The sequence below is a fragment of the Streptomyces sp. NPDC050509 genome, from assembly GCF_044457965.1.
In the GTDB taxonomy this organism is placed as follows: Bacteria; Actinomycetota; Actinomycetes; order Streptomycetales; family Streptomycetaceae; genus Streptomyces.
This window is the reverse complement of record NZ_JBITHL010000006.1, coordinates 20,226-40,101: the sequence shown is the minus strand read 5'-3', so window position 1 is coordinate 40,101 and position 19,876 is coordinate 20,226. Positions and strand designations below refer to the sequence as shown.

Below are 19,876 nucleotides of genomic sequence, written 5' to 3'. Positions count from 1 at the left end.
GACCTCTCGGCGTCCCCTGAAAAGTCAACCATGTTGAATCATAGGGAAAGTTGACGGCCTCGGCCTTGTGGGCGTCAGGCCTGCTGGTATTGGCTGTGGCCCGTGGATCTCTGCATCAACGTAGTGCTTTGCTGACCTCGAATCCGAGGGTCGGCCAGCGGGCGTCCGTGCGTGCACGCCCGCTGGCCGCGACACCGTTGAGCTGCCAGCAGGCGCTGGCTCTCGCCCCCCGTCGATTGCTGATGTCCAGCTGGCCGTGGCGGGCGCTCGGCTATCTGTCCTCCGGAGCAGTCGTCGTGTTCTTGATCATGGGCGCGGCGATGAACGGAATGCTCTTCACCGAGAAGCTGCCCGGCTACGCCCAACTGATCGCGTGGATACTCCTGGCCGCGGTGCTCGGCATGCCGGTGGCCGCGGCGGAACGCCTCCGCCTGCGGATGGTGGACAGCGATCCCGTTGGCAATCCGCACACGGCCCCGGACGAGCCCGGCCTCAAGGCGTGGCTGCAGTTCCGCGTCGGCGAGGCGGCGACGTGGCGTGAGTTCAGTTACATGATCGCCCTGACGGCCGTGCTGCCGCTGATCGACTTCGGCGGTGCCCTGCTGGCGGGGAGCGTGCTCGTCCTCATCGCCGCCCCGTTCCTGGAGCCCTTCGTCGACCTCGGTCCGCTGATCGTCTTCGGCTACTGGGACGTCTCCACCCCGCTCGACCGAGCTCTGCTGGTGCTCCTCGGCCTTGCTCTGCTTCTGCCGGCGGCCTACACGGTCACCGTGCTGGCCGCGGCCCGGATGTTGTTCGTGCGCCTGCTGCTGGCCCCGCGGGAGTCCGAGAGCGCCGCCCGCGTCCAGGACCTGACCCGGTCCCGCATCCGTCTCACGGACGCGTTCGAGGCCGAGCGCAAGCGGATCGAGCGGGACCTGCACGACGGCGCGCAGCAGCGGGTGGTCGGGCTGATCATGACGTTGGGCCTCCTGGAACACGGTCTCCATGAGGAGCAGTCGGACCGCGCACGGCTGGTGGCCAAGGCCCGCAAGCAGGCCGAGGGTGTACTGGCCGAACTACGGGAGCTGATCCGCGGAATCCACCCCCAGCTTCTGACGGACCGTGGTATCGCTGCCGCGGTGGCCGAGATCGCCGACCGGAGCCCGGTACCGGTACATGTCGACATCATCCTTCCGCAGCGCCTCGTGTCCGCCGTGGAGACGGTGGCGTACTTCGCCGTGCAGGAGGCGCTCACCAATGTGGTGAAGCACAGCTGCGCCCGCGTCGCGCAGGTGACCGGCCGCCGGGAGGGCAACCACCTCGTGCTGCGCGTCGGAGACAACGGCGTGGGCGGCGCCCTGCCCAAGGACAGCCGCGGGCTGCAGGGCCTTGCCGATCGCGTCGCTGTGGTGGGTGGTGGAATCAAGCTGTTCAGCCCGCCCGGCGGACCAACCGAACTAGTCGTGGAGCTTCCGTGGCGCACCCCCGATTCCGCGTAGTGCTGGCCGAGGACGCTGTCCTGCTGCGAGAAGGACTCGTGGAACTGCTGGAGAGGTTCGGGCACGAGGTGGTGGCCGCGGTGGGTGACAGCCGTGACCTGGCCACGGCGGTGGAGGAGCACCGGCCCGACATCGTGGTGACCGATGTGCGGATGCCGCCGGACTTCAACGACGACGGCTTGCGAGCGGCGATGGAACTGCGCGACCGCTACCAGGAGCTCGCGGTCCTGGTACTCACCCAGTACGCCGCGACGGCCTACGCGTGCGAGTTGCTGGAGTCCGGCGAGCACTCCGAGGGCGGCCTCGGCTACCTGCTCAAGGACCGGGTCGGCGGGGTAGCCCAGTTCATGTCGGCGATCGAGTGCGTCGCTACGGGCGGCACGGTCGTCGATCCGGAGGTCGTCCGGCAGTTGTTGCGACACCGGCGCTTGAGCGAGCCGCTGAGCCGGCTCACCTCGCGGGAGCGGGAGGTGCTGGCCCTGATGGCAGAAGGGAAGACGAACGCCGACGTCGCAGCGGCGCTGAATGTAAGCCAGCCCACCGTCGCCAAGAACATAGGCAGCATCTTCCTGAAACTCGGCCTGTCCGAAGGCGACGGCCACCGCCGCGTCCTGGCCGTGCTCACGTATCTGCGCTCCTGACAGCCCAGTTTCACCTGTAAGTCAAAGACATGGCTGCGCGTCGACGGGTCGGAGAGGCTCGACCGGACACGTTCGTCAGCAATGGACAAAGGGGCCTACATGGCTAGCAGCGTGGTAATCGTCGGTGGCGGGACAGCGGGCTGGATGACGGCTTCCTACCTGAAAGCGGCATTCGGCGACCGGGTTTCGGTAACGCTGGTCGAATCGAAGAATGTGCCCGCGATCGGCGTGGGAGAGGCCACCTTCAGCACTATCCGTCACTTCTTCAACTACCTGGGTGTGGAAGAGCACGAATGGATGCCGGAATGCCATGCCACCTACAAGCTGGCCGTCCGGTTCGAGGACTGGCGCGAGCCGGGCCACACCTTCTACCACCCCTTCGAGCGCACCCGTGTCGTGGACGGCTTCCCGCTCACCGACTGGTGGGTGCAGAAGAAGCCGACCGAGCGGTTCGACAAGGACTCCTTCCTCATTGCCTCCATGTGTGACGCGCAGAGCTCGCCGCGCTACCTGGACAATTCGCTCTTCGACAGCACGTTCGAGCGTGGTGAGGAATACCGCACCACGCTGAGCGAGCAGAACACCCAGTTCCCCTACGCATACCACTTCGATGCGACGCTGCTGTCGAAGTTCCTGACCCGCTTCGGCGTGGAACGCGGGGTGCGGCACGTACTCGACGATGTGGTGGACGTCGTGCTGGACGACCAGGGCGCGATCGATCACGTCCGCACCCGCGAGCAGGGTGACATCCACGGCGACCTCTTCGTCGACTGCACGGGCTTCCGCAGCATGCTGGTGAACAAGGCGCTCGACGAGCCGTTCATCTCGTTCCAGAACCACCTGCCCAACGACAGCGCGGTGGCGCTGCGCGTCCCGGTGGACATGGCCGAGCGCGGTATACGGCCGGCCACCACCGCGATCGCGCAGGAGGCGGGCTGGATCTGGTCGATCCCGCTGTTCGAGCGGCTCGGCACCGGCTACGTGTACGCCAGCGAGTACGCCACCCCGGACGAGGCCGAGCGCACACTGCGTGAGTTCGTCGGCCCGGCGGCGGAGAACGCCACCGCCAACCACATCCGCATGCGTATCGGACGCAGCGAGCGCGCCTGGGTGAAGAACTGCGTGGCGATCGGCCTGTCCAACGGGTTCGTCGAGCCGCTGGAGTCCACCGGCATCTTCATCATCCAGAACGGCATCGAGCAGTTGGTCAAGAACTTCCCCGGGGGCCACGAGGCGACCGACGACCAGCTCCGCAACACCTACAACCGGCAGGCCGCACACGTGATGGACGGCCTGCGGGAGTTCATGGTCCTGCACTGGTACGCCTCGGGCCGCGCCGACAACCAGTACTGGAAGGACACCAAGACCCGGGAGATTCCCGACGGCCTGGCCGAGCGCCTGGAGCAGTGGAAGGTGAAGCTGCCCGACCAGGACTCGATCTACCCGCACTACCACGGATTCGAGTCGTACTCCTACCGCGCGATCATCCTCGGTCTGGGCGGGCTGCCGGTGCAGCCGCTGCCCGTACTGGGCAAACTCGACGGCACCGCGGCGGACCGGGAATTCCAGCTGGTGGCCGAGCAGGCGGCCGCGCTTGTCGAGAAGATGCCCAGCCAGTACGAGTACTTCGCCCACTTGCACGGTCTTCCGGCGGCGCGGCGGAAGGCGGGCTCGGCGCGATGAACGCCGCTGAGTTCGCGGCCAGGACCGGCCAGGTGGCGCTCGCGCTGCTGGCCGTGCTCCTGGTCGCGTTCGTCGGCCGCGCGGTGGGCCGCCTGGCGCGGCAGCCCACCGTCGTCACAGAGATCGCCTTCGGGCTCGCGATCGGTCCGGCCCTGCTCGCCTTCGGTGGTGAGCGGACGCTGCTGTCCGAGGAGACGATCGGCACGCTTCGCACCATCGGACACGTCGGGCTGGTGCTGTTCCTCATCGGGGTCGCGCACGAGCTGCGCCGCACGAGTGCACCAGCTCGCGGGCAGCTGATCGGCTGGACCACCGCGGGCGCCTTGATCGTCCCGCTCCTGGCGGGCTGCGCGTTCGCCTTGGCGGTGCTGGCCGATCCCGAGCTGCGCGGCACCGCGCCCACCCCGGCGCTGGTGATGCTGCTCGCGGTCTCGTTGTCGGTGACCGCCGTGCCGGTGCTCGCGCGCATCCTCGAAGAGCAGGAGCTGCTCGACACCCCGGTCGGCAAGCTCTCGATGACCGTTGCCGTGATCATCGACGTCGTCGCCTGGCTGTTGCTCGCGCTCGCGCTCGGACTGGCTGCGGGCGGGTCGGGGGGCCTGCCACGGCTCGCCATGGTGGTGGCCGGCGGGCTGCTGGTGATCTTCTTCCTCGGGCGGCTGCTGCGTACCGGCGCCGTGACGGCGTTCCGGGCACGCTTCAGCCAGGTCACGGCCGTCTTGATCGGTGCCGCTGGACTGGTGAGTTCCTGGGCGTTCCAGGAACTGGGGGTGGCCGAGATCTTCGGAGCCCTGCTGGTCGGATTCGCCATCCCCGTCGACGGGTGGCACGGAGCAGTGCACTGGGTGAGCCGGGCCGGCCGCCTGCTGGTGCCGGTCTTCTTCGTGGTCACCGGGATCACCGTGTTCTCCGGGCAGTTCGGCGCGACGCCGTGGTTCGCGATCGTGCTCGCCACTGCGTTGGGCATCGCCGGAAAGGTGGGCGGAGGGTACCTCGGGGCCAGACTCGGCGGTGCGCCGGCGTCGGACGCGGTGCGCGTCGGGGTGCTGGTCAACACCCGAGGCCTGACCGAACTGGTGGTACTTCAGGCGGGTTACAGCGCCGGGATCCTGACCGCGCCGGTGTTTCTCGCGCTGGTGGTCATGGCGCTGGTGACCACGGCGATGACCGGACCGTGCTACAGCCTGCTCGAACGGCGTGCGGCGCGCCGCTGGAAAACATGGGCCCTGGTAGAGGAAGGCAGCAGGTGACGATGATGGATTCCGGACCGGAGGGCGGTGCCATGGGAAGCTCTACCACGATGACGGCGGTCGCCCCCACGCAGTTCCGTTCTCTGATGTCGACGTTCCCCAGCGGTGTGTCCATCGTGACCACATCGGACCTCGACGGGCAGCCGTGGGGAATGACGTGCTCGTCGGTGTGCAGCGTGGCGGTTGATCCGCCGACACTGCTCGTGTGCCTCCGTGAGGGGAGTCCCACTCTGGCGGCGATGTCGCGTCGCTCCGCCTTCGCGGTGAACCTGCTGCACGCCCGTGCCAGGGCGACGGCGGATCTGTTCGCCTCCGGAACCCCTCATCGGTTCGACCTGTTGCGTTGGTCGGCCGACTCGGAAGCAGCCGGTCCGCACCTGTCCGACGATGCCCACGCGATCGCCGACTGCCGGATCACCCGGATGGTCCGGATCGGTGACCACACGGTGGTGTTCGGCGAGGTGTTCCGTGTGGTCCACCCGGCGACAGAGGCGGCGGACAGCCGGTCTCCGCTGTTGTACGGACTCAGGGAGTACTCGTCCTGGCAGGTTCGTTGAACTGGTTCTGGGGGTGAGCGGTCCGTGCGGGTCACCGAAGGTGTGACTCCGCACGGACCGTCTTTCGCGTGGGCCCCGTGCCGTTGGGGAACACGCAACCGGTCGGTCGGGACGGGGGACGATCCGACCACCGGGGACTCCCGTGTGCTGTGCCTCAAGTGAAGCACGTACCCCTGGGCCGCGCCTGTAGTCCTGGTTGTAAAAGACCGGTATCGCTAGCTATACCGGGTGACACCCCATCGAAACGGGAGAGCCTGCCTCTCCGGTCTCCACCGGAGAGGCAGGCTCTCGATGACTGCTGTGGGCCCGTAGCCGGGGCCGTGGGGCGTGGGCCCGCTCAGCGCCGGTCCATCACCGCCGTGAGGCTCTTGGGCCGCATGTCGGTCCAGTTCGCCTCGACGTAGTCGAGCGCCGACTGCCGGTCGGTCTCGGGCAGGGCGACTGTCCAGCCCGCGGGGACCTCGGCGAAGGACGGCCAAAGGGAGTGCTGGTCCTCGTCGTTGATCAGCACGAGGTAGGTGCCGTCCGGGTTCTCGAATGGGTTGACGCTCATGGTTTGCTTCCCCTTCGTAGGTTGTGGTCGAGCCCGTTGCGGAACGGCGGCTCGATCCGAGTTCTCAGGCTTTCGCCGTGCTCACGACACCTTGGACGCATGCCGCTGCCGCAGCAGCGCTACGCCGAGGGGCGTCAGGGAGTGGAGCGCCGTGTTGCGCTTACGGGCCGTCGTGACCAGTCCCGCCTTACGCAGCACCGTGGCGTGTTTGCTGGCGCCGGCCAGCGAGATGTTCAGCCGTTGTGAGAGCTCACTCGTGGTGCAGCTCTCCGAGAGCATTTGGAGCGCGGCGGCGCGCGTGTGCCCGACCAGGGCGCTCAACGCCTGCTCGCCACCCTTGTTGTGACCCCAGAACTCCGTCTCGACCGCGGTGTCCACAGGCACGGAGAAGACCAGGACAGGTACCCCGATCTCCAGGGCGTCTTCCAGGATCATGCAGGCCTTGCCGACCATGAACAGCGACGGGCACAGCACGATCCCACGCCCGTTGAGGTACACATCGTGGTCCGGTTCCCCCGCCATCTCCAGGACCGGCGGCTTCCAGTTCAGCTTCGGATGGAGGTTGTCCAGCAGGGCGTGCATACCGTTGGCGATGCCGATCCGGCCGCACGCGTCCCGCACCGATTCCATGTGACCGTGCATCTCCCGCCAGTGCGGCAACACGGCCACCTGGCAGAACTCGAACAAAGTAGCTCGCACCTGCTGACGGGTACGTTCGTCGACCCCGATGCCGGAATTGCCGCTTGAGTAGAGTTTGAGCAACGGCAGTAACTCGTCGATGCTGCACCGGTCGGCGAGCTGCTCGATCGCGGCGATGCGGGTGCCGAGCTGCTCCCGGACTCCTTTGCGCCAGCCGCGGAAGGCGGGACTGCCTTGCCTGCCTAACTGTTTCAGCGCAAATGCGCTTTCGACGACGGGCCCTAACGAGGAAATCATGCTCAACTGCGCGACATCGTCAACCGTGAAGTGGATTCTCAAGTCTCTGTCCCCCTGTGCGTGTCAATGCTGGCGAGTGGCACCTCGGCACCTCGGCACGTCACCACGATCCGTCGGGCTACGGCACGCGCCCGACTGAAGAATTGCGCGGGAGGCCGCCCGCGCTTAGCACACATCGTGGTCAAGTCTCAAGCTGGTCCGAGTAGACCTCCACTAGCCTGCTAGGTTGTCGAAACGATGCATGATCGAGTCAAGTCGTCACGGCAGCAGCGCGTGGCGAACGCGCACCACCCGGACGTGGCTCGTCCGGCTCGGGCGAAGCCTCATCAGTACTGCAGTCGAGGATCTTTGAGTTGGTGAGAGAATCTGATCGTTTCGCGCTCGGCGGCGGTGTCGGGCCGACTCCGCCTTTGCGGGTCTCTGTACCGCATCACACCTCCGAGGTGGTGACCGCTTCCGACCGGCCTCGATCGGCCGCTCGGGAAGTGAGGCCGCAGCACAGGCCCGAGGCACTGCCCGCTCCCGTGTTCACCCACTCGATCTCAGATGCGACACCCCCGTTGATTGAGCTGTACTGACATCCTTGGAGCCTCTGATGCGGTCCCGGCCATGGTTGAGGCAACCTCTTCGTGACGGTGCTGGTGATGTCCCGCATGTGTCTGGTCGGGCACGTGGACGCACATGAAAAGGCAATGCTGGTGCCGTCGACATAACCTTCGGGACTGCGTACGTCGGCGGTCGTCACATGACCTCGAGACCCTCGGTGGCCGGGTCCGACCGCCAATCGCTGAAAGGTGAATTTATCGCCTTCCTTCGATCCGATCAAGTGGTTAAAGTGTCTAACCCGCCAACTCTGTGGAGCACTCGTGCCCGAACGCGTCTTCGACGGGAGCAAGCTGCGCGACTGCCGTGTGGTCAAGCGCCTGTCGCAGTCCGATCTGGCCGCAGGCCTGAACGTCAAGACGAACGCCGTCTACCGCTGGGAGAACCAGCTGGCAACGCCGCCGCAGGAACGCTTGCCGGCGATCGCCGCGATGGTCGGGGTTGAACTCGACGCACTCTTTCCGCGGCTGGAGCCACCCAACCTCGCCGATCTGCGCTGCGACGCCGGCATGAGGCAGTCGGACACCACGCGCTGCACCAACACCGCGTCGCCGATGCCGATCCGCGCAGCCGAACAGGGAAAGCGAGCACTGTCCGATGAGGCAGTGACGGCGCTGGCAGCCGCCTACAACGTCACCCGCGCTGAATTACTGGCCGCACAGAGGCGATCGTTCAGCCAGGAGGTGCCGGCCGTGAAGCCGGTGACGAAGACGTCATCGTCACAGGTCGTCAATACTGTTGCCGAGAAGATCAAGTACCTGCAGACGGAGAACCACGATGGGGCTGTGCCCTCGGACGCGGACCTCGCCTCGGCCGGCAATCGGAAAAGTGGCAGGGTCCTGCTGACGGAGGACCTGGTCAGGGAGTTGCGAATAGGTACGCTGCCGACTGCCCCGGATGACGTTCTCGATGCCCTGGCTCTGGCTTTCGACGTCCCCCCGGTGTTCTTCCGTAGCAGTGATCCGGAGATCGACCGCCTGGTCGCCTCGGCGCGCGCCGTTCGCAGCCAGTACACGGTGATGGCCGCGCGCGGCGGAGAGAGGGAGATTTCACAGGAAGCACGGGATCAGCTCCGGGACTTTATCAGCGACACCATGGCGGAGATCCTCGGCTCGGATGCGGATGACATGCCGACGTAGCAGGCACCCCCACCGTCGGCATCTCCTAGCCCACTACCTCGACATGGGCCGTACTGCCGTCCGTGAGCGCGCCGATCGCCGCGTCCCACAGGGGCCTGCGTGACGGCGGGATCTCGCCCGGAGTGATCTCGCCGGGTGCGCTGAAGCGGAATGCTGTGAGTTCGCTTTCTTGCAGCACAATCGCCTTCTGCTGCTCAGCGGTAAGTGTTCCGCCGTCGAACACCCAGTAGATGTGCGGTCCGTCGGCAGTATGCACGTAGGCGGACAGCAGGAGGCGCCCGGGCGTGCGGTCGATGCAGAGTTCCTCCTTGAGCTCACGCGTACATGCCTGCCGGGGCGTCTCGCCCTCGTCGACTCCGCCGCCGGGCAGGTTCCAGCCTTTCCTGTATCCGGGCTTGACGATGAGGTACTCGCCCTGGCCATTGGTGAGGACGGCCCCCGCAGACATGGTTGGTCGAGCGGAACTGGCGTTCATCAGTGGCTCCTCGCGTCTGGAGAGCAGGCGTGGTTTGCACTGGTCATCGCCAGCAGCGTGCGGGCTTCGGAGTTGCGGATGCCCCTGTACGCCGCGGCCACGGCCCGCAGGTGCGGCACTTCGTGCCGTGGGTCGGTGCCGGGGCCGAAGGGGTACGGTGCCGGAGTGGCCGAATTGCCGTGTATCGCAGGGCTCCCGCACAGCAGGGCAGCGCGGAGCCACAGCGCCTCGGTCCGGATCTCGGTGTCGTGGAGGCCGTCCGGCAGGCTCTGCGTGTGGTCGCGGGCCTTCTCGGCAAGGTCTGCCGGGGCTCGTCGCTGCAGTTCGAAGATCACGTCGCGGATGTCGACCGTGTAGCGGTTGACACGCACGGGCAAGGAAGCGTCAGGGCTCGCGAACACGTCGCGGAAGGTGTCGAGGGACTGGCCGACGAACGGCAGACGCGCGAAGAGCCGGCTGGGCCTGTGACGGACGACGTCAGGTGCGGCCATCGCCAACTCCCTCCAGAGCGGGTGCAGCGAGAGGAGGTTGCGGGCCGCCCGGTACCGCTCGGAGCCCGCTCGGCCGGCGGGCGCGATGGCGCCGATCCCCCAGAGCAGTGAGAACAGGTAGAGCAGGGAGTCGGTGAGTGTCTCCTGGGCCTGGCTGGTGCCGTCGGACACCGTCGTCACGGTGATCGTCAGGACGAAGGCGATGCGCAGCAGCACGTACACCACGGCCAGGACCATCGCGCAGGACATGAGGATCATGCCGATACGAATCGATCGAACCGGGGTCACTCGGGCTGCGCCGCCCCACTGGACGGCGCAGACCGCGGCGGCTGCACCCATGTAGAGGTAGAAGAGACCCATGTAGATCGGCAGACCCAGATCTCCCTCGTGGCGCTCCAGGAAAAACAGGGTGTTGGTGTCCGGCGGGTTCAGCAGGAAGATGAAGGCGGCCGTCATGACGGCGATCGTGCCGAACGAGGCGCGCGTGGCGATCCGGTGGACGACGGCGGACAAGCGTGCGCTACGCCGCGCACCTGCGGCGTGGCCGGCGTCCGCGTAGACCGCGGTGACGTAGCGCAACAGCACACAGATCCCGACGATCGCCGTGGCGTGCTTGACCAGGAAGCCGAGATCGTAGATGCCCGTCGCGTCCAGGAGATCGTTGACCGTCGATGTCCGGCACAACCAGCTCACCGCGAGCGCGGCGAACGCACCCCACAGTGAGCGCTCGCGACGGCGCCCGCTCCAGGCGGACTTGGCTCTCAGGGCCGCCTGGACGAGGAGAAGGCCTGCGATCGCGCAGGCGAACGCATCGGTCACGGTCATGGCTACCTATTCCGTACCGGGGTATCGCTACCGAACGGGTAGGCGAAGTCTTCGGCGAGGCGACGGGCTACGGAGTCCTCGATGAGGTCGGGGTTGTCGGCTCGCTGGCTGATGAGGGCGGCCGCGTCCTCGGTGCGCTTCTCGATCGCGGTGTCGTAGCGGCGCCGTCCGGCAGCTTGGCCGGTGGCTACCAACTGCTCGACTCGCGCCGGTGTGAGGTCTCGCAGGACCTCGTCGGTGCCGCCGACGCCGGTAGCGTCCTCCGCCCAGACGTGGACGAGCTCGTGCACTTTGATCTGGCGCTCGTGCGAGGGGGAACCGCCCTGGACATGAAGGATCAGGTCGAGGGGCCGGGTGTCGTGCTTGATCCAGAGGCCGCAGAAGCCGGTGAGGTTGGCGAGGTGGGCCGGCATCGGCTGCAGGACGATGCGCCGACCGCGGGCCTGCTCGATATTCGCAACAAAATGATCAAGATCGAAGGGCCGCGGGATCGGCATGGAGGCCACCAGCCGCTCGGTCTCATGCCGCAGAACGCGCCGTTTGCGGCGGGCTCGCAACTGGTCGAGTGCGCTGTTCGTGAGGTCCGAGCCGGGGCATCGCCGCCCAGTCCGCTTCATCACCCATGGCTCCCCTCGGCCTCATGTCCGAAAAGAAATGGAACGTGGAGCCGATGGCGTGTCCAGGTAGCGGTCGGCGGCAGGGGAACGGACGTTTTCGAAGAGCCGCGAAAGGGAACCATGGAAGTGGCAGTCACGCTCATGGCAAGAAATGCGACCAAATCGAGCTGAGGCGCCAAATGTTGCTGCAGTAAAGGCCCTGATGCCGTCCTGCGGTCAACCCGACAGGCGCCCTTGCGATGGGTGATGGATGGAAATTGCTGTCGCCTCAAGTTCATCTGGGCGACACTTTCCGTCGTCCGAAATGACATGCCTGTAGCCCCCATGTCGATCATGAGAAAAACCATGGTGCGAGATGCGCTCGTGCGGCAGTAGCACGTCACCTGCATTGCTGGTCGGCCGGGTGGTCGCGAAACGCGTGGGTGGTTAACTCGGTGATCGTAGGCGATCCAATCACTGTCTGAACGCCGGTGTGGACCTTGACAATGAGATTGGCGCAAATCTGCCTCTATCGATGGCGCGTTCGAATGTTCTGCCGCTGTGCACTTGTTTTGCATCCGTCCTCGGCGCCGCCCACTTCTCCGTCTCAGGCGTTGTCGCGACGTCCTCAGGGTCAGCGCCGCCGGAGTGATGCTGCTCCAGCGCAACCTGCTCTCCACCCCGGCACCTGCGCCCGCGACGGCGTCACGCTCATCGGCCGGAGTGGGCCGTCGAGCGCGCGCTGGCCGACAATCGCACCCAGCGCCGCCACACCGCCCTCGCCCGAGGCGTCGCCCATACCGGTACGGCCGCAACGGCCCCACGGGACCGGACGCAAACCGGCGGGGCATGGCGGACCCCGTGGACCATGCGGCAGCACCCTCGGCATGCCGGCCGGGTCTGTCAGGAGTCGTGACACCCCCCCTGAAGACGGCGCTGAACGGGTGGTGTCCCGCCGTCGAGTCCCAGGCCGAGGCAGCATGAGCCGGGAGCGCCACCTGCCGTGCGGCATCGTCGCCTTCATGGCCACCGGCGACGAGCAGGGGAGGGGCGGCTGCTGCCGACGCCGGTGAGGGTGAGGTTCGGGTGGCCCGGACGGGAGGGTGACCGTCGATCCGCACCGACTCCGCGGGCGGCACCCACGACTTCGTCGCCCGGCTCGCCCGGCGCGGGCGCCGGCCGTCCCACTCGGTCGGCAGGGTGATCACCGAAGTGATCCGCAGCCGCGTGCGGAAGGTCCCTGCGTCGGCCTTGGCCCCGGCCGCCGAGGCGCACGGCGAGATCCGCGACGGCGCCTGGGTGGCGGATCCATACGGGGTGCTCGATGTGCGTTGCCCGGTCAGCAGTCCGGAGCGGCCTCGCTGCCTCGCTGTTTGCCGTAGGAGTAAAACTCTTTCCGCGGAGCGAATGCTTCGTATGGGGAAACTCTCGTCGATGCCCTCCGTGCGAGGCTGCCTCGATCCTTGAACCACAAAGCAACTTCCTTGAGGGCCTCGCTGCCCGCGCATAGCCTCCACTCGCGGAAGCCAAGAAGGCCGTACTGCCCAGTCGTGATCGCGTACTTCTGCCGTCTTCGCGTCAGTCTCCCGTGCGACCCGGGAAACGGGCGCACATCGGCTCGAGCCGCGACTGCGTAACCGCACAAGGAAACGATGTGGAGATTGAGTAATGCTACCCAGCGCGTTGGAAAAAGCGATGTACGGCGTGTATGCGACAACCGCAGTGCATTTGGCGGGCAAGCACGGTGTTTTCGGTTTCCTCATTGTCGAGGAGGCGCCCACCGGCAAGATCGCCAGTGAACTCGGGCTCGACGAGGAGACCCTTGACCGGCTGTTGATCCTCCTCGACTCCTTCGGCGTCATCGAGCAGAACGAGCACGGTGCGTACCGCATCTCCGCGGAGATGGCGCCCTTCCTCGACCCCAAGAGTTCACGCTCGGTCGGCGGCTTCCTCAGTCATGTGATGAACAGCACCCTCGGTCGGCTGCCGCAGCTGGACAGCTACCTGACGGCCGGGAAGTCGGCCGTGGACGCCGCCCTGCCTGCCCCGTTCGACGTCATGTACAGGACTCCGAAGCTCACCGAGGAGTTCCTGGAGGCCATGTGGCAGCTCACCTACGGCGTCTCCCGCGAACTGGTACCCATGGCCGGGCTGGCCGAGGTCCGGCATCTGGTGGACATCGGTGGTGCGAGCGGGCCGTTCTGCGTGGCCGCGCTGGAAGCGACCCCTGGCCTGAGCGCCACGGTGTTCGAGCTGCCCGAGGTCGGCCCTTATGTGGCTGACACCGTCGAGCGGTACGGCCTGCAGGGCAGGCTGGACTTCGCCGCCGGCGACTTCCACCAGGACGAGTTCCCGCCGACCGAGTGCGTCGCGTTCGGCTACATCCTCTCCGGCTGGACCGACGAGATCGGCCTGGAGTTGCTGCGCAAGGCGCATCGCGCGTGCGCCGACGGCGGCCGAGTCCTGATCATGGACCGCCTGTTCGACGACGACCGCCGCGGTCCGCTGCCCACTGCCGTGATGAACCTGTCGATGCACGTCGAGGCGAAGGGCCGGCACAGGACCGCGGCCGAGTACGTAGGCCTGCTGGAGAGCGCGGGGTTCGGTGACTGCGAGGTGCATCGGACTTCGCAGGACAAGCAGTTGGTCGTCGGTCTCAAGAGATGAAACGTCATGCCACGGCTCGATGGCGACCCGTGGCTCCGAGCGCAGCCCTGGAGGACAGATGGAGACAGGACTGGCGTCCTTGCAATTCCCGGGACGGTGCGACGAGGTCATACAGCTTCAACAGAGGGCGGGCCGAAGTGCGCTGACCGGGGATGAGCACGCGCTGCTGGCCAAGCTCTACGAAGAGACGTACGCGGACCGCAGAGCCGGGAGCGAGGTGATGCGGCTGTTGACCCGGACGTTCAGCCGGGAACCCATCCCCGAGTATTACCGCTACTCCAACCTGCACGTCTACTCGTGGTTCCTCGACCTGCATCCGACCGAACCCGTAGCCGGTGCCGTGCTGGCGCTGGAGGCGACGCTGGCCGACCTGGACGCGGTCGAGCGGCGTGCGGCTCCCCGGCTGACGGTGGCCGATCACACCGAGGAGCGGTTACGCAGGCTGGACGAGCTGCGCGAGCAGATCGGGCGGCTGCGCGTGGAGACCGACGGTGGCACGACGGCAGCCGAGGTGATCGACCGGGCGCGTGGCGACGGGCTGGCGTGCTGGCAGGCGCGTGTGCTGACCCGTTGCTCCGGTTTCCTCGCCTCGGGCGACCATCACGAGAACGTCTTCCTGCGCTCGGTTCAGGCGTGTGAGCTGGCCTTCTACTTGATCCGCTACTTCGCAGTGAGGGCGCGGACGTCGATCGGGCGCGGCGACGGCCAGGCGCACGCGCTGATGGCGCAGCTCGCCCACTACGTGGAGTTGCCCAGCCACATATTCCACATGCTGCAGACGCTGACCCCGGACTTGTTCCTGAACTTCCGCGACGCCACCGGTGAGGCCAGCGCCGTCCAGTCGCTGAACTACCACATGATGGAACTGGCGGTGTACGGCTACGACGCGCGCAAGATCGAGGCGTACTCGAAGTTCGATCACCTGCGTGAACTGACCCTGCCGCCGCTGCGCTCGGTGCGTCCGTTGCGCGACGTGGTACTCAGGTCGGGCGATCCGGCGCTGACCGAGGCACTCGCCGGGGTCGAACGCAGGCTGCTGACCTGGCGCGGCAGACACTACGGATTCGGCCGTCGCTACCTGCCCGGGGTCAAGGGATCCGGCGGAACCGAAGGTGCCGGTTACCTGAAGCGGTTCGTCCACAAGGACAACTTGATCCCTGAACCCATCACCACCGCGCCCGGGATCGATCTTCTGGGGTTCGCGTTCCGTTGATCGACCGGATCGGACGTCGAAGCTGCCGCGCCTGGCTGTTCTTCCGTTCTCCCTCCACCTGCCTCACGTGCCACGGCGAGTCCTTCAGGCTCCGCTATCAAAAAAATGCATTCCTTGACAGAAAGGGTCATACCGTTGTTCAACGGACGAATGAGAAGCGTGCTCGCTGCGGCGACGCTCACAGCGGCACTCGGACTGGTGCCGGTCGGCACGAGTCAGGCGGCGGCCTGTGTATGGCAGAAGACGGTGTGGGAACTGCCGCCCACCACCGATCGCGGCACGCTGTACGCGAGCGACGGCGGGCGATACGGAGTCGGCGTCACCGGAACGCGGTCCCCCACCTGGCCGTACGACTACAAGACGAAGCAGGGGACGCTGTGGGACAACGGAAAGGTCGTGTTGCGGCTGCCCTCGATCACGCCGGTGGACGTCAACGCGGCGGGCCTCATCGCGGGCAACGGCCGCTTCGACGGCACGCTCAAAGGCGTGACGGTGACCCGCACCGGGACGACGGCTGCGCTGCCGATGGATCCGTCCTGGGACCACTCGTCGGCCGACGCGATCAACAACGCCGGTGACATCGCCGGGACCGCTTCGGTCGGGTCGAAGCTCATCCTGGTGGTGTGGCCGGCGAGCGCCCCGGGAACCTACCGCGAACTGGCCGTCCCCGAAACCAGGAGTCTCACGGCCACCGACATCGACGAGCAAGGCAGGATCATCGGGTACACCGACACGGAGGGATTCGTCACGGACACCAGCGGTCAGTGGCACACGCTCGCCGCGCAAGGCCCCAACGGCATGGGCACTCCGTGGGCGATCCGGGACGGGCGCGTTGTCGGCAGCATGGACAATGACACGAGTTACGCTGCGGCCGAATGGAATGATCAGGGTTCGCTGGTCCGGACGATCAGGAACGGCGCCATCTCGGCAAAGGCCATCGGTGGTGCGGGAACCGTGGGCGGCGTGGGGTTCGTCAAATCGACTCCGCGGGCTGTCCTGTGGCGTGACGGTGTGGTTGCCGACCCGTTGTCCGGGGTCTCGGACTACTTCACACTCAAGGCGATCAGCACCGACGAGAAGACTCTCATCGGGACCGATGCCTCCACACCCGCGCAGTACGACTGCGTCTGACACCCGAAGCCGGCAACTCCTCGCCGAATAGGGCTGCCGGCTCTCCGCCTGAAGGCCTCGACAAGACTGCATATCCAGGATTCCGGGGTTCGGTAGGCGGTTCGAACGGTTCGAATAGCCGGCCTGTCTCCGGAGTGCCCTTCGAACTCTCCATGAAAGTCGTGTGGGGCTTCTGCGATCCCTGAATTTCCGATGTCCTGTTCTGGCGGTTTCGACTACCCCATGGCGGGGGAGGGTGGCAGGTGGCGGCACGGCCTGGGTAGGCTCCTGCCATGTTTCGAACTGCGCGCAGCGCCACACCAGTTGACGGGTCGATTCGATTAGATTCGGTATCCAAAGTGTATGGCTCGGCAAAGAGCCCGGTGCAGGCCCTGGATGCCGTGAGCATCGAACTGCGGCGCGGCACCTTCACCGCCGTAATGGGACCTTCCGGTTCAGGTAAGAGCACATTTCTCAATTGCGCGGCAGGCTTGGATCGGCCAACTTCGGGTTCCGTTTGGCTGGGTGACGTCGAGTTGTCGAACCTTGACGAGATCCAGCTCACCGAGGTACGCCGGGAGCGGATCGGCTTCATCTTCCAGGCCTACAATTTGCTGTCATCACTGACAGTCGAGGAGAACGTCTCGCTTCCGCTGCGACTCGCGGACCGGAAGACCGACCGTGTGTTCCTGCGCGAGGTGCTCACCGCGGTCGGCCTCGGTGAGCACCTCAAGCGGCGTCCGAGCGAGCTCTCCGGCGGTCAGCAGCAGCGAGTCGCGGTCGCCCGCGCGCTGATCACCCGGCCCGACGCCGTGGTCGCGGACGAGCCGACCGGAGCGCTGGACTCCCGGTCCAGCAAACAGGTCCTGGAACTGTTGCGACAGGTCGTGGACAACATGGGGCAGACGGTGCTGATGGTCACCCACGACCCGGTCGCCGCCTCGTACGCCGACTCGGTGGTGTTCCTGGCCGACGGCAGGCTTGCCGGCGAGATGCGAAGCCCCACATCGGAGCAGGTCGCGTCGCGCATGACGCACCTGGGCGAGTGGTGATCCGCCTCATTCGACGACTGGTCCGCCTCGTGGTGCCGTACCGCAAGGACCTGTCGCTTGCGTGGAGCACGATCAAGGGGCGCAAGGGGGGGTTCATCGGCTCCTTCGTCGCGATCGCCGCGGGCTCGGCGGTGATCACCGCCTGCGGGATCCTGCTGATGTCCGGGCTCAACACCGGTGTGGTGCCTGAGCGGTACTCGGGCACGGCGGTAGCCATCGGCGGGGAGCAGTCGTACTGGCTGGACGAGAGCGCAGAGGTCCGCTACAGCGAGCGTGTCACGCTGCCGGCCGAGAAGGTCGACGCCGTGGCCGCCGTGCCCGGTGTCAAGTCCGCCGTCGGCGACGTCGACATCGACGTCAGCGTGCTGAACCAGGACGGCGAGGAGACGGGCGGCCCGGACGGTTTCCCGGTGTTCGGGCACGGCTGGTCCGGCGCGTCACTCGGGCCCTTCTCGGTACGTGAGGGCAGTGCGCCCTCCGCGTCCGACGAAGTCGTACTCGACGCGGACCTTGCCCGGCGCGCGGACCTGTCGGTCGGCTCGAAGGTACGGATCGTGGTCGGCTCGATACCCTCGACCTACCGTGTGGTGGGCATCGCCGACCCGCCGAAGGGCGGGCTGGACCGGCAGTCCGCGGTGTTCTTCACCGATGACCGGGCGACGGGACTGTCGGGCCGTCCGGGCCGGGTGGACGCCATCGGTGTGCGCGCCGAACCCGGCGTCACCCCGGAGGCGCTGGCCGAGCGGATCACGGCCGCCGTACCACATGTGGTGGCACGCACCGGCACCGAACGCGGCGACGTGGAGTTCCTGGACGTGGGCGATGCCCGCAGCCTGGTGGTCGAGTCGTCGGCGTCGTTCGGCGGCACCATGGTGCTGATCGTGGTGTTCGTGGTGGCGACCACTCTCGGGCTGTCGGTGCAGCAGCGCAGGCGGGAACTGGCTCTGCTGCGCGCCATCGGCGCGACGCCCAAGCAGATCCACTGGATGATCGGCGCCGAGATGACCCTGGTGTCGTTGGCGGGTGCCCTGGTCGGCGCGATCCCCGGCATCGTGCTCGCCTTCGTGATGCGCGGCGTGTTCATCTTCGCCGACGCGATGCCGCCGGACTTCCAGATGGAAGTGGGGTGGCTTCCCTTCCTCGCCTCGCTGGTGCTATGTATGGTCAGCGCCCGCCTCGGCGGCTGGCTGGTCGCGCGCCGGGTGGCCAAAACCAGCCCGGTCGAGGCGCTCGGGGACGCCGCCATCGAGCCCAAGAAGCTCGGCTGGATCCGGTTGAGCATCGGCTTCCTGCTCATCCCGCTCGGCCTGCTGCTGACCGTGAGCGATGTCGCGGTCTCGGGCGACTCGGTGGCCGACACCGCGGCCGCCGCGGTCCTGTTGTTCGTCGTGGCGCTCGGGTGCGTCGGGCCCTTGCTGCTCAGAGGCGCCATCCTGCTGTTCGGCTCCGTCCTGAACCGGCGGTCCAGGGCGCACGGTTTCCTCGCCCATGCCAACGCGCGGGCCGGCGTACGGCGGCTCAGTACCGCCGCCACGCCGCTGGCCATGGGAGTGACGCTGGCCGCCGTGCAGGTGTTCGGCGCTTCCACGACGATCGCGGCGTCGCAGGAGCAGTTTGAGGACGGCCTGCGGGCCGACCGCGTGCTGACCGCGTCGTCCGGCGCCGGAGTGTCCCCGCAGGCCGTGGACGCCGTGCGCGGCGCGCCCGGGGTCGCCGTGGTGACGCCGGTCGCGCGGATGCGGGTGCTGTTGACGTTTCCGTCCGAGGACAGCACCGCGACGAAGGTCTTCGGAGCCCAGGGTGTCGCGCCCGAACGGCTCTCCGACACCATGGACCTCGAGGTGATCGAGGGTGACGTCGCGAAGCTGAAGGACGGGACGGTGGCGCTGAGCCGGGTCGTCGCGGAGACCGTCCGGGCGCACCGCGGGGAAACGGTCGACCTGCGGCTCGGCGACGGCACGGTGATCAAGCCACGGGTGGTGGCGATCTACGAGAGGGGCCTGGGCTTCGGGGACGTCACCCTCCCCAACGACCTCGTCGTCGCGCACACGACATCGCAGGTCAACAGCACGGTGCTGATCAGGGCCGAGGTCGGAACCGATTCGAAGACGCTCGACGGCGCGCTGCGGAATGCCGTCGAGCGCTACCCGACGGTCGAGGTGGGCGACCGGGAGGCGTTCCAGAACGCGCCCGGGTCCGGCAGTTCGGGCGACTGGGCGCTCAACCTCCTGTTCCAGACCCTGCTTCTCGGCTACATCGCCATCGCCGTCGTGAACACCCTGGTGATGGCGACGGCGGCGCGGGTTCGCGAGTTCGCCATGCTGCAACTCATCGGCGCCGGCCGGGAGCAGATCCGCGCGATGATGAACGGCGAGGCCAGAATCGTGATCTTCTCGGCGTTGCTGTTCGGGCTGCTGGCGACGATCCCGCCGCTCGTCGGCATCAGCAACTCGCTGGCGAAGTCGCCTGTTCCCAGCATTTCCCCCTTCGGCCTCATCGCGATCGTGACGCTCACCGTCATGCTCTCCTGGGGTTCGATCGCGATGGCCACCAAGTACGCCATACGGCCCGCTCCGGTCGACGCGATCGGCGGGCGTGAGTGAT

At 67.0% G+C, this 19,876-nt stretch carries 16 protein-coding genes and 1 pseudogene; 12 read left to right on the top strand and 5 right to left on the bottom strand.

Going from position 1 to position 19,876, the window contains the following annotated elements; genetic code table 11:
• Window positions 1-242: 242 nt before the first annotated feature.
• The 5 genes from ACIBJC_RS18380 (at window position 243) to ACIBJC_RS18360 (ending at window position 5,612) form a co-directional block, all read left to right on the top strand.
• Complete coding sequence (locus ACIBJC_RS18380; protein WP_399293288.1) at window positions 243-1,481, top strand: sensor domain-containing protein; 1,239 nt, start codon at window positions 243-245, stop codon at window positions 1,479-1,481.
• Window positions 1,457-2,122 (top strand): response regulator, encoded by a 666-nt coding sequence (locus ACIBJC_RS18375; protein ID WP_399293285.1) that lies wholly within the window; start codon window positions 1,457-1,459, stop codon window positions 2,120-2,122. Before ACIBJC_RS18380 ends, ACIBJC_RS18375 begins: the two co-directional genes overlap by 25 nt.
• Window positions 2,123-2,221: 99 nt before the next feature.
• The gene (locus tag ACIBJC_RS18370; RefSeq protein WP_399293283.1) at window positions 2,222-3,805 is read left to right on the top strand and encodes a tryptophan halogenase family protein; all 1,584 of its coding nucleotides are present in this window, start codon (window positions 2,222-2,224) and stop codon (window positions 3,803-3,805) included.
• Window positions 3,802-5,055 carry a cation:proton antiporter gene (locus ACIBJC_RS18365; protein ID WP_399293280.1) on the top strand — a complete coding sequence of 418 codons (1,254 nt, stop codon included), beginning with the start codon at window positions 3,802-3,804 and terminating at the stop codon, window positions 5,053-5,055. Before ACIBJC_RS18370 ends, ACIBJC_RS18365 begins: the two co-directional genes overlap by 4 nt.
• Entirely contained in the window at window positions 5,025-5,612 is a 588-nt protein-coding gene (locus ACIBJC_RS18360; protein WP_399293277.1) for a flavin reductase family protein, read from the top strand. Before ACIBJC_RS18365 ends, ACIBJC_RS18360 begins: the two co-directional genes overlap by 31 nt.
• A gap of 337 nt (window positions 5,613-5,949) precedes the next feature.
• On the opposite strand, the gene ACIBJC_RS18355 is transcribed toward ACIBJC_RS18360, so the two are convergent.
• Both ACIBJC_RS18355 and ACIBJC_RS18350 read right to left on the bottom strand, forming a co-directional pair.
• A complete protein-coding gene (locus ACIBJC_RS18355; RefSeq protein WP_399293274.1) occupies window positions 5,950-6,165 on the bottom strand; it encodes an MbtH family protein in 216 nt (71 codons plus the stop codon).
• 81 nt (window positions 6,166-6,246) lie between these two features.
• Window positions 6,247-7,143, bottom strand: coding sequence for an ArsR/SmtB family transcription factor (locus tag ACIBJC_RS18350; protein ID WP_399293271.1), 897 nt, complete (start codon window positions 7,141-7,143; stop codon window positions 6,247-6,249).
• 824 nt (window positions 7,144-7,967) lie between these two features.
• On the opposite strand from ACIBJC_RS18350, the gene ACIBJC_RS18345 reads away from it, so the two are divergent.
• Window positions 7,968-8,843 (top strand): helix-turn-helix domain-containing protein, encoded by an 876-nt coding sequence (locus ACIBJC_RS18345; RefSeq protein ID WP_399293268.1) that lies wholly within the window; start codon window positions 7,968-7,970, stop codon window positions 8,841-8,843.
• A 25-nt stretch (window positions 8,844-8,868) separates the two neighbouring features.
• On the opposite strand, the gene ACIBJC_RS18340 is transcribed toward ACIBJC_RS18345, so the two are convergent.
• From ACIBJC_RS18340 to ACIBJC_RS18330, 3 genes are read right to left on the bottom strand one after another with little or no spacing between them, the layout of a single operon-like run.
• The gene (locus ACIBJC_RS18340; RefSeq protein WP_399293265.1) at window positions 8,869-9,318 is read right to left on the bottom strand and encodes an NUDIX domain-containing protein; all 450 of its coding nucleotides are present in this window, start codon (window positions 9,316-9,318) and stop codon (window positions 8,869-8,871) included.
• Window positions 9,318-10,634, bottom strand: coding sequence for an MAB_1171c family putative transporter (locus tag ACIBJC_RS18335; RefSeq protein WP_399293263.1), 1,317 nt, complete (start codon window positions 10,632-10,634; stop codon window positions 9,318-9,320). The genes ACIBJC_RS18340 and ACIBJC_RS18335 overlap by 1 nt, the downstream gene beginning before the upstream one ends.
• Before the next feature lie 2 nt (window positions 10,635-10,636).
• On the bottom strand, window positions 10,637-11,254 hold the full coding sequence (locus tag ACIBJC_RS18330) for a hypothetical protein (protein ID WP_399293260.1): 618 nt from the start codon (window positions 11,252-11,254) through the stop codon (window positions 10,637-10,639).
• Window positions 11,255-12,343: 1,089 nt separating this feature from the next.
• Between ACIBJC_RS18330 and ACIBJC_RS18325 the strand changes: the two are divergent.
• The 6 genes and pseudogenes from ACIBJC_RS18325 to ACIBJC_RS18300 all read left to right on the top strand — a co-directional run.
• Window positions 12,344-12,553 (top strand): annotated as a pseudogene (locus ACIBJC_RS18325) (IS1380 family transposase); the annotation flags it as partial.
• Between the two features lie 399 nt (window positions 12,554-12,952).
• A complete protein-coding gene (locus ACIBJC_RS18320) occupies window positions 12,953-13,897 on the top strand; it encodes a methyltransferase (protein ID WP_399294223.1) in 945 nt (314 codons plus the stop codon).
• Between the two features lie 58 nt (window positions 13,898-13,955).
• Window positions 13,956-15,110 (top strand): hypothetical protein, encoded by a 1,155-nt coding sequence (locus ACIBJC_RS18315; RefSeq protein WP_399293257.1) that lies wholly within the window; start codon window positions 13,956-13,958, stop codon window positions 15,108-15,110.
• Window positions 15,111-15,260: 150 nt separating this feature from the next.
• A complete protein-coding gene (locus ACIBJC_RS18310; RefSeq protein ID WP_399293254.1) occupies window positions 15,261-16,241 on the top strand; it encodes a hypothetical protein in 981 nt (326 codons plus the stop codon).
• A 272-nt stretch (window positions 16,242-16,513) separates the two neighbouring features.
• Window positions 16,514-17,272, top strand: a complete 759-nt coding sequence (locus ACIBJC_RS18305) for an ABC transporter ATP-binding protein (RefSeq protein ID WP_399293251.1) — start codon at window positions 16,514-16,516, stop codon at window positions 17,270-17,272.
• Window positions 17,269-19,875, top strand: coding sequence for an FtsX-like permease family protein (locus ACIBJC_RS18300; RefSeq protein ID WP_399293247.1), 2,607 nt, complete (start codon window positions 17,269-17,271; stop codon window positions 19,873-19,875). Before ACIBJC_RS18305 ends, ACIBJC_RS18300 begins: the two co-directional genes overlap by 4 nt.
• The last annotated feature ends 1 nt before the right edge of the window (window position 19,876 follow it).

Bases quoted from the DNA above. Each gene is read 5' to 3' on its own strand.
- ACIBJC_RS18380 (WP_399293288.1), top strand. From the start codon at position 243: ATGTCCAGCTGGCCGTGGCGGGCGCTCGGCTATCTGTCCTCCGGAGCA.
- ACIBJC_RS18370 (WP_399293283.1), top strand. From the start codon at position 2,222: ATGGCTAGCAGCGTGGTAATCGTCGGTGGCGGGACAGCGGGCTGGATG.
- ACIBJC_RS18365 (WP_399293280.1), top strand. From the start codon at position 3,802: ATGAACGCCGCTGAGTTCGCGGCCAGGACCGGCCAGGTGGCGCTCGCG.
- ACIBJC_RS18360 (WP_399293277.1), top strand. From the start codon at position 5,025: ATGGGCCCTGGTAGAGGAAGGCAGCAGGTGACGATGATGGATTCCGGA.
- ACIBJC_RS18355 (WP_399293274.1), bottom strand. From the start codon at position 6,165: ATGAGCGTCAACCCATTCGAGAACCCGGACGGCACCTACCTCGTGCTG.
- ACIBJC_RS18340 (WP_399293265.1), bottom strand. From the start codon at position 9,318: ATGAACGCCAGTTCCGCTCGACCAACCATGTCTGCGGGGGCCGTCCTC.
- ACIBJC_RS18335 (WP_399293263.1), bottom strand. From the start codon at position 10,634: ATGACCGTGACCGATGCGTTCGCCTGCGCGATCGCAGGCCTTCTCCTC.
- ACIBJC_RS18315 (WP_399293257.1), top strand. From the start codon at position 13,956: ATGGAGACAGGACTGGCGTCCTTGCAATTCCCGGGACGGTGCGACGAG.
- ACIBJC_RS18310 (WP_399293254.1), top strand. From the start codon at position 15,261: ATGAGAAGCGTGCTCGCTGCGGCGACGCTCACAGCGGCACTCGGACTG.
- ACIBJC_RS18305 (WP_399293251.1), top strand. From the start codon at position 16,514: ATGTTTCGAACTGCGCGCAGCGCCACACCAGTTGACGGGTCGATTCGA.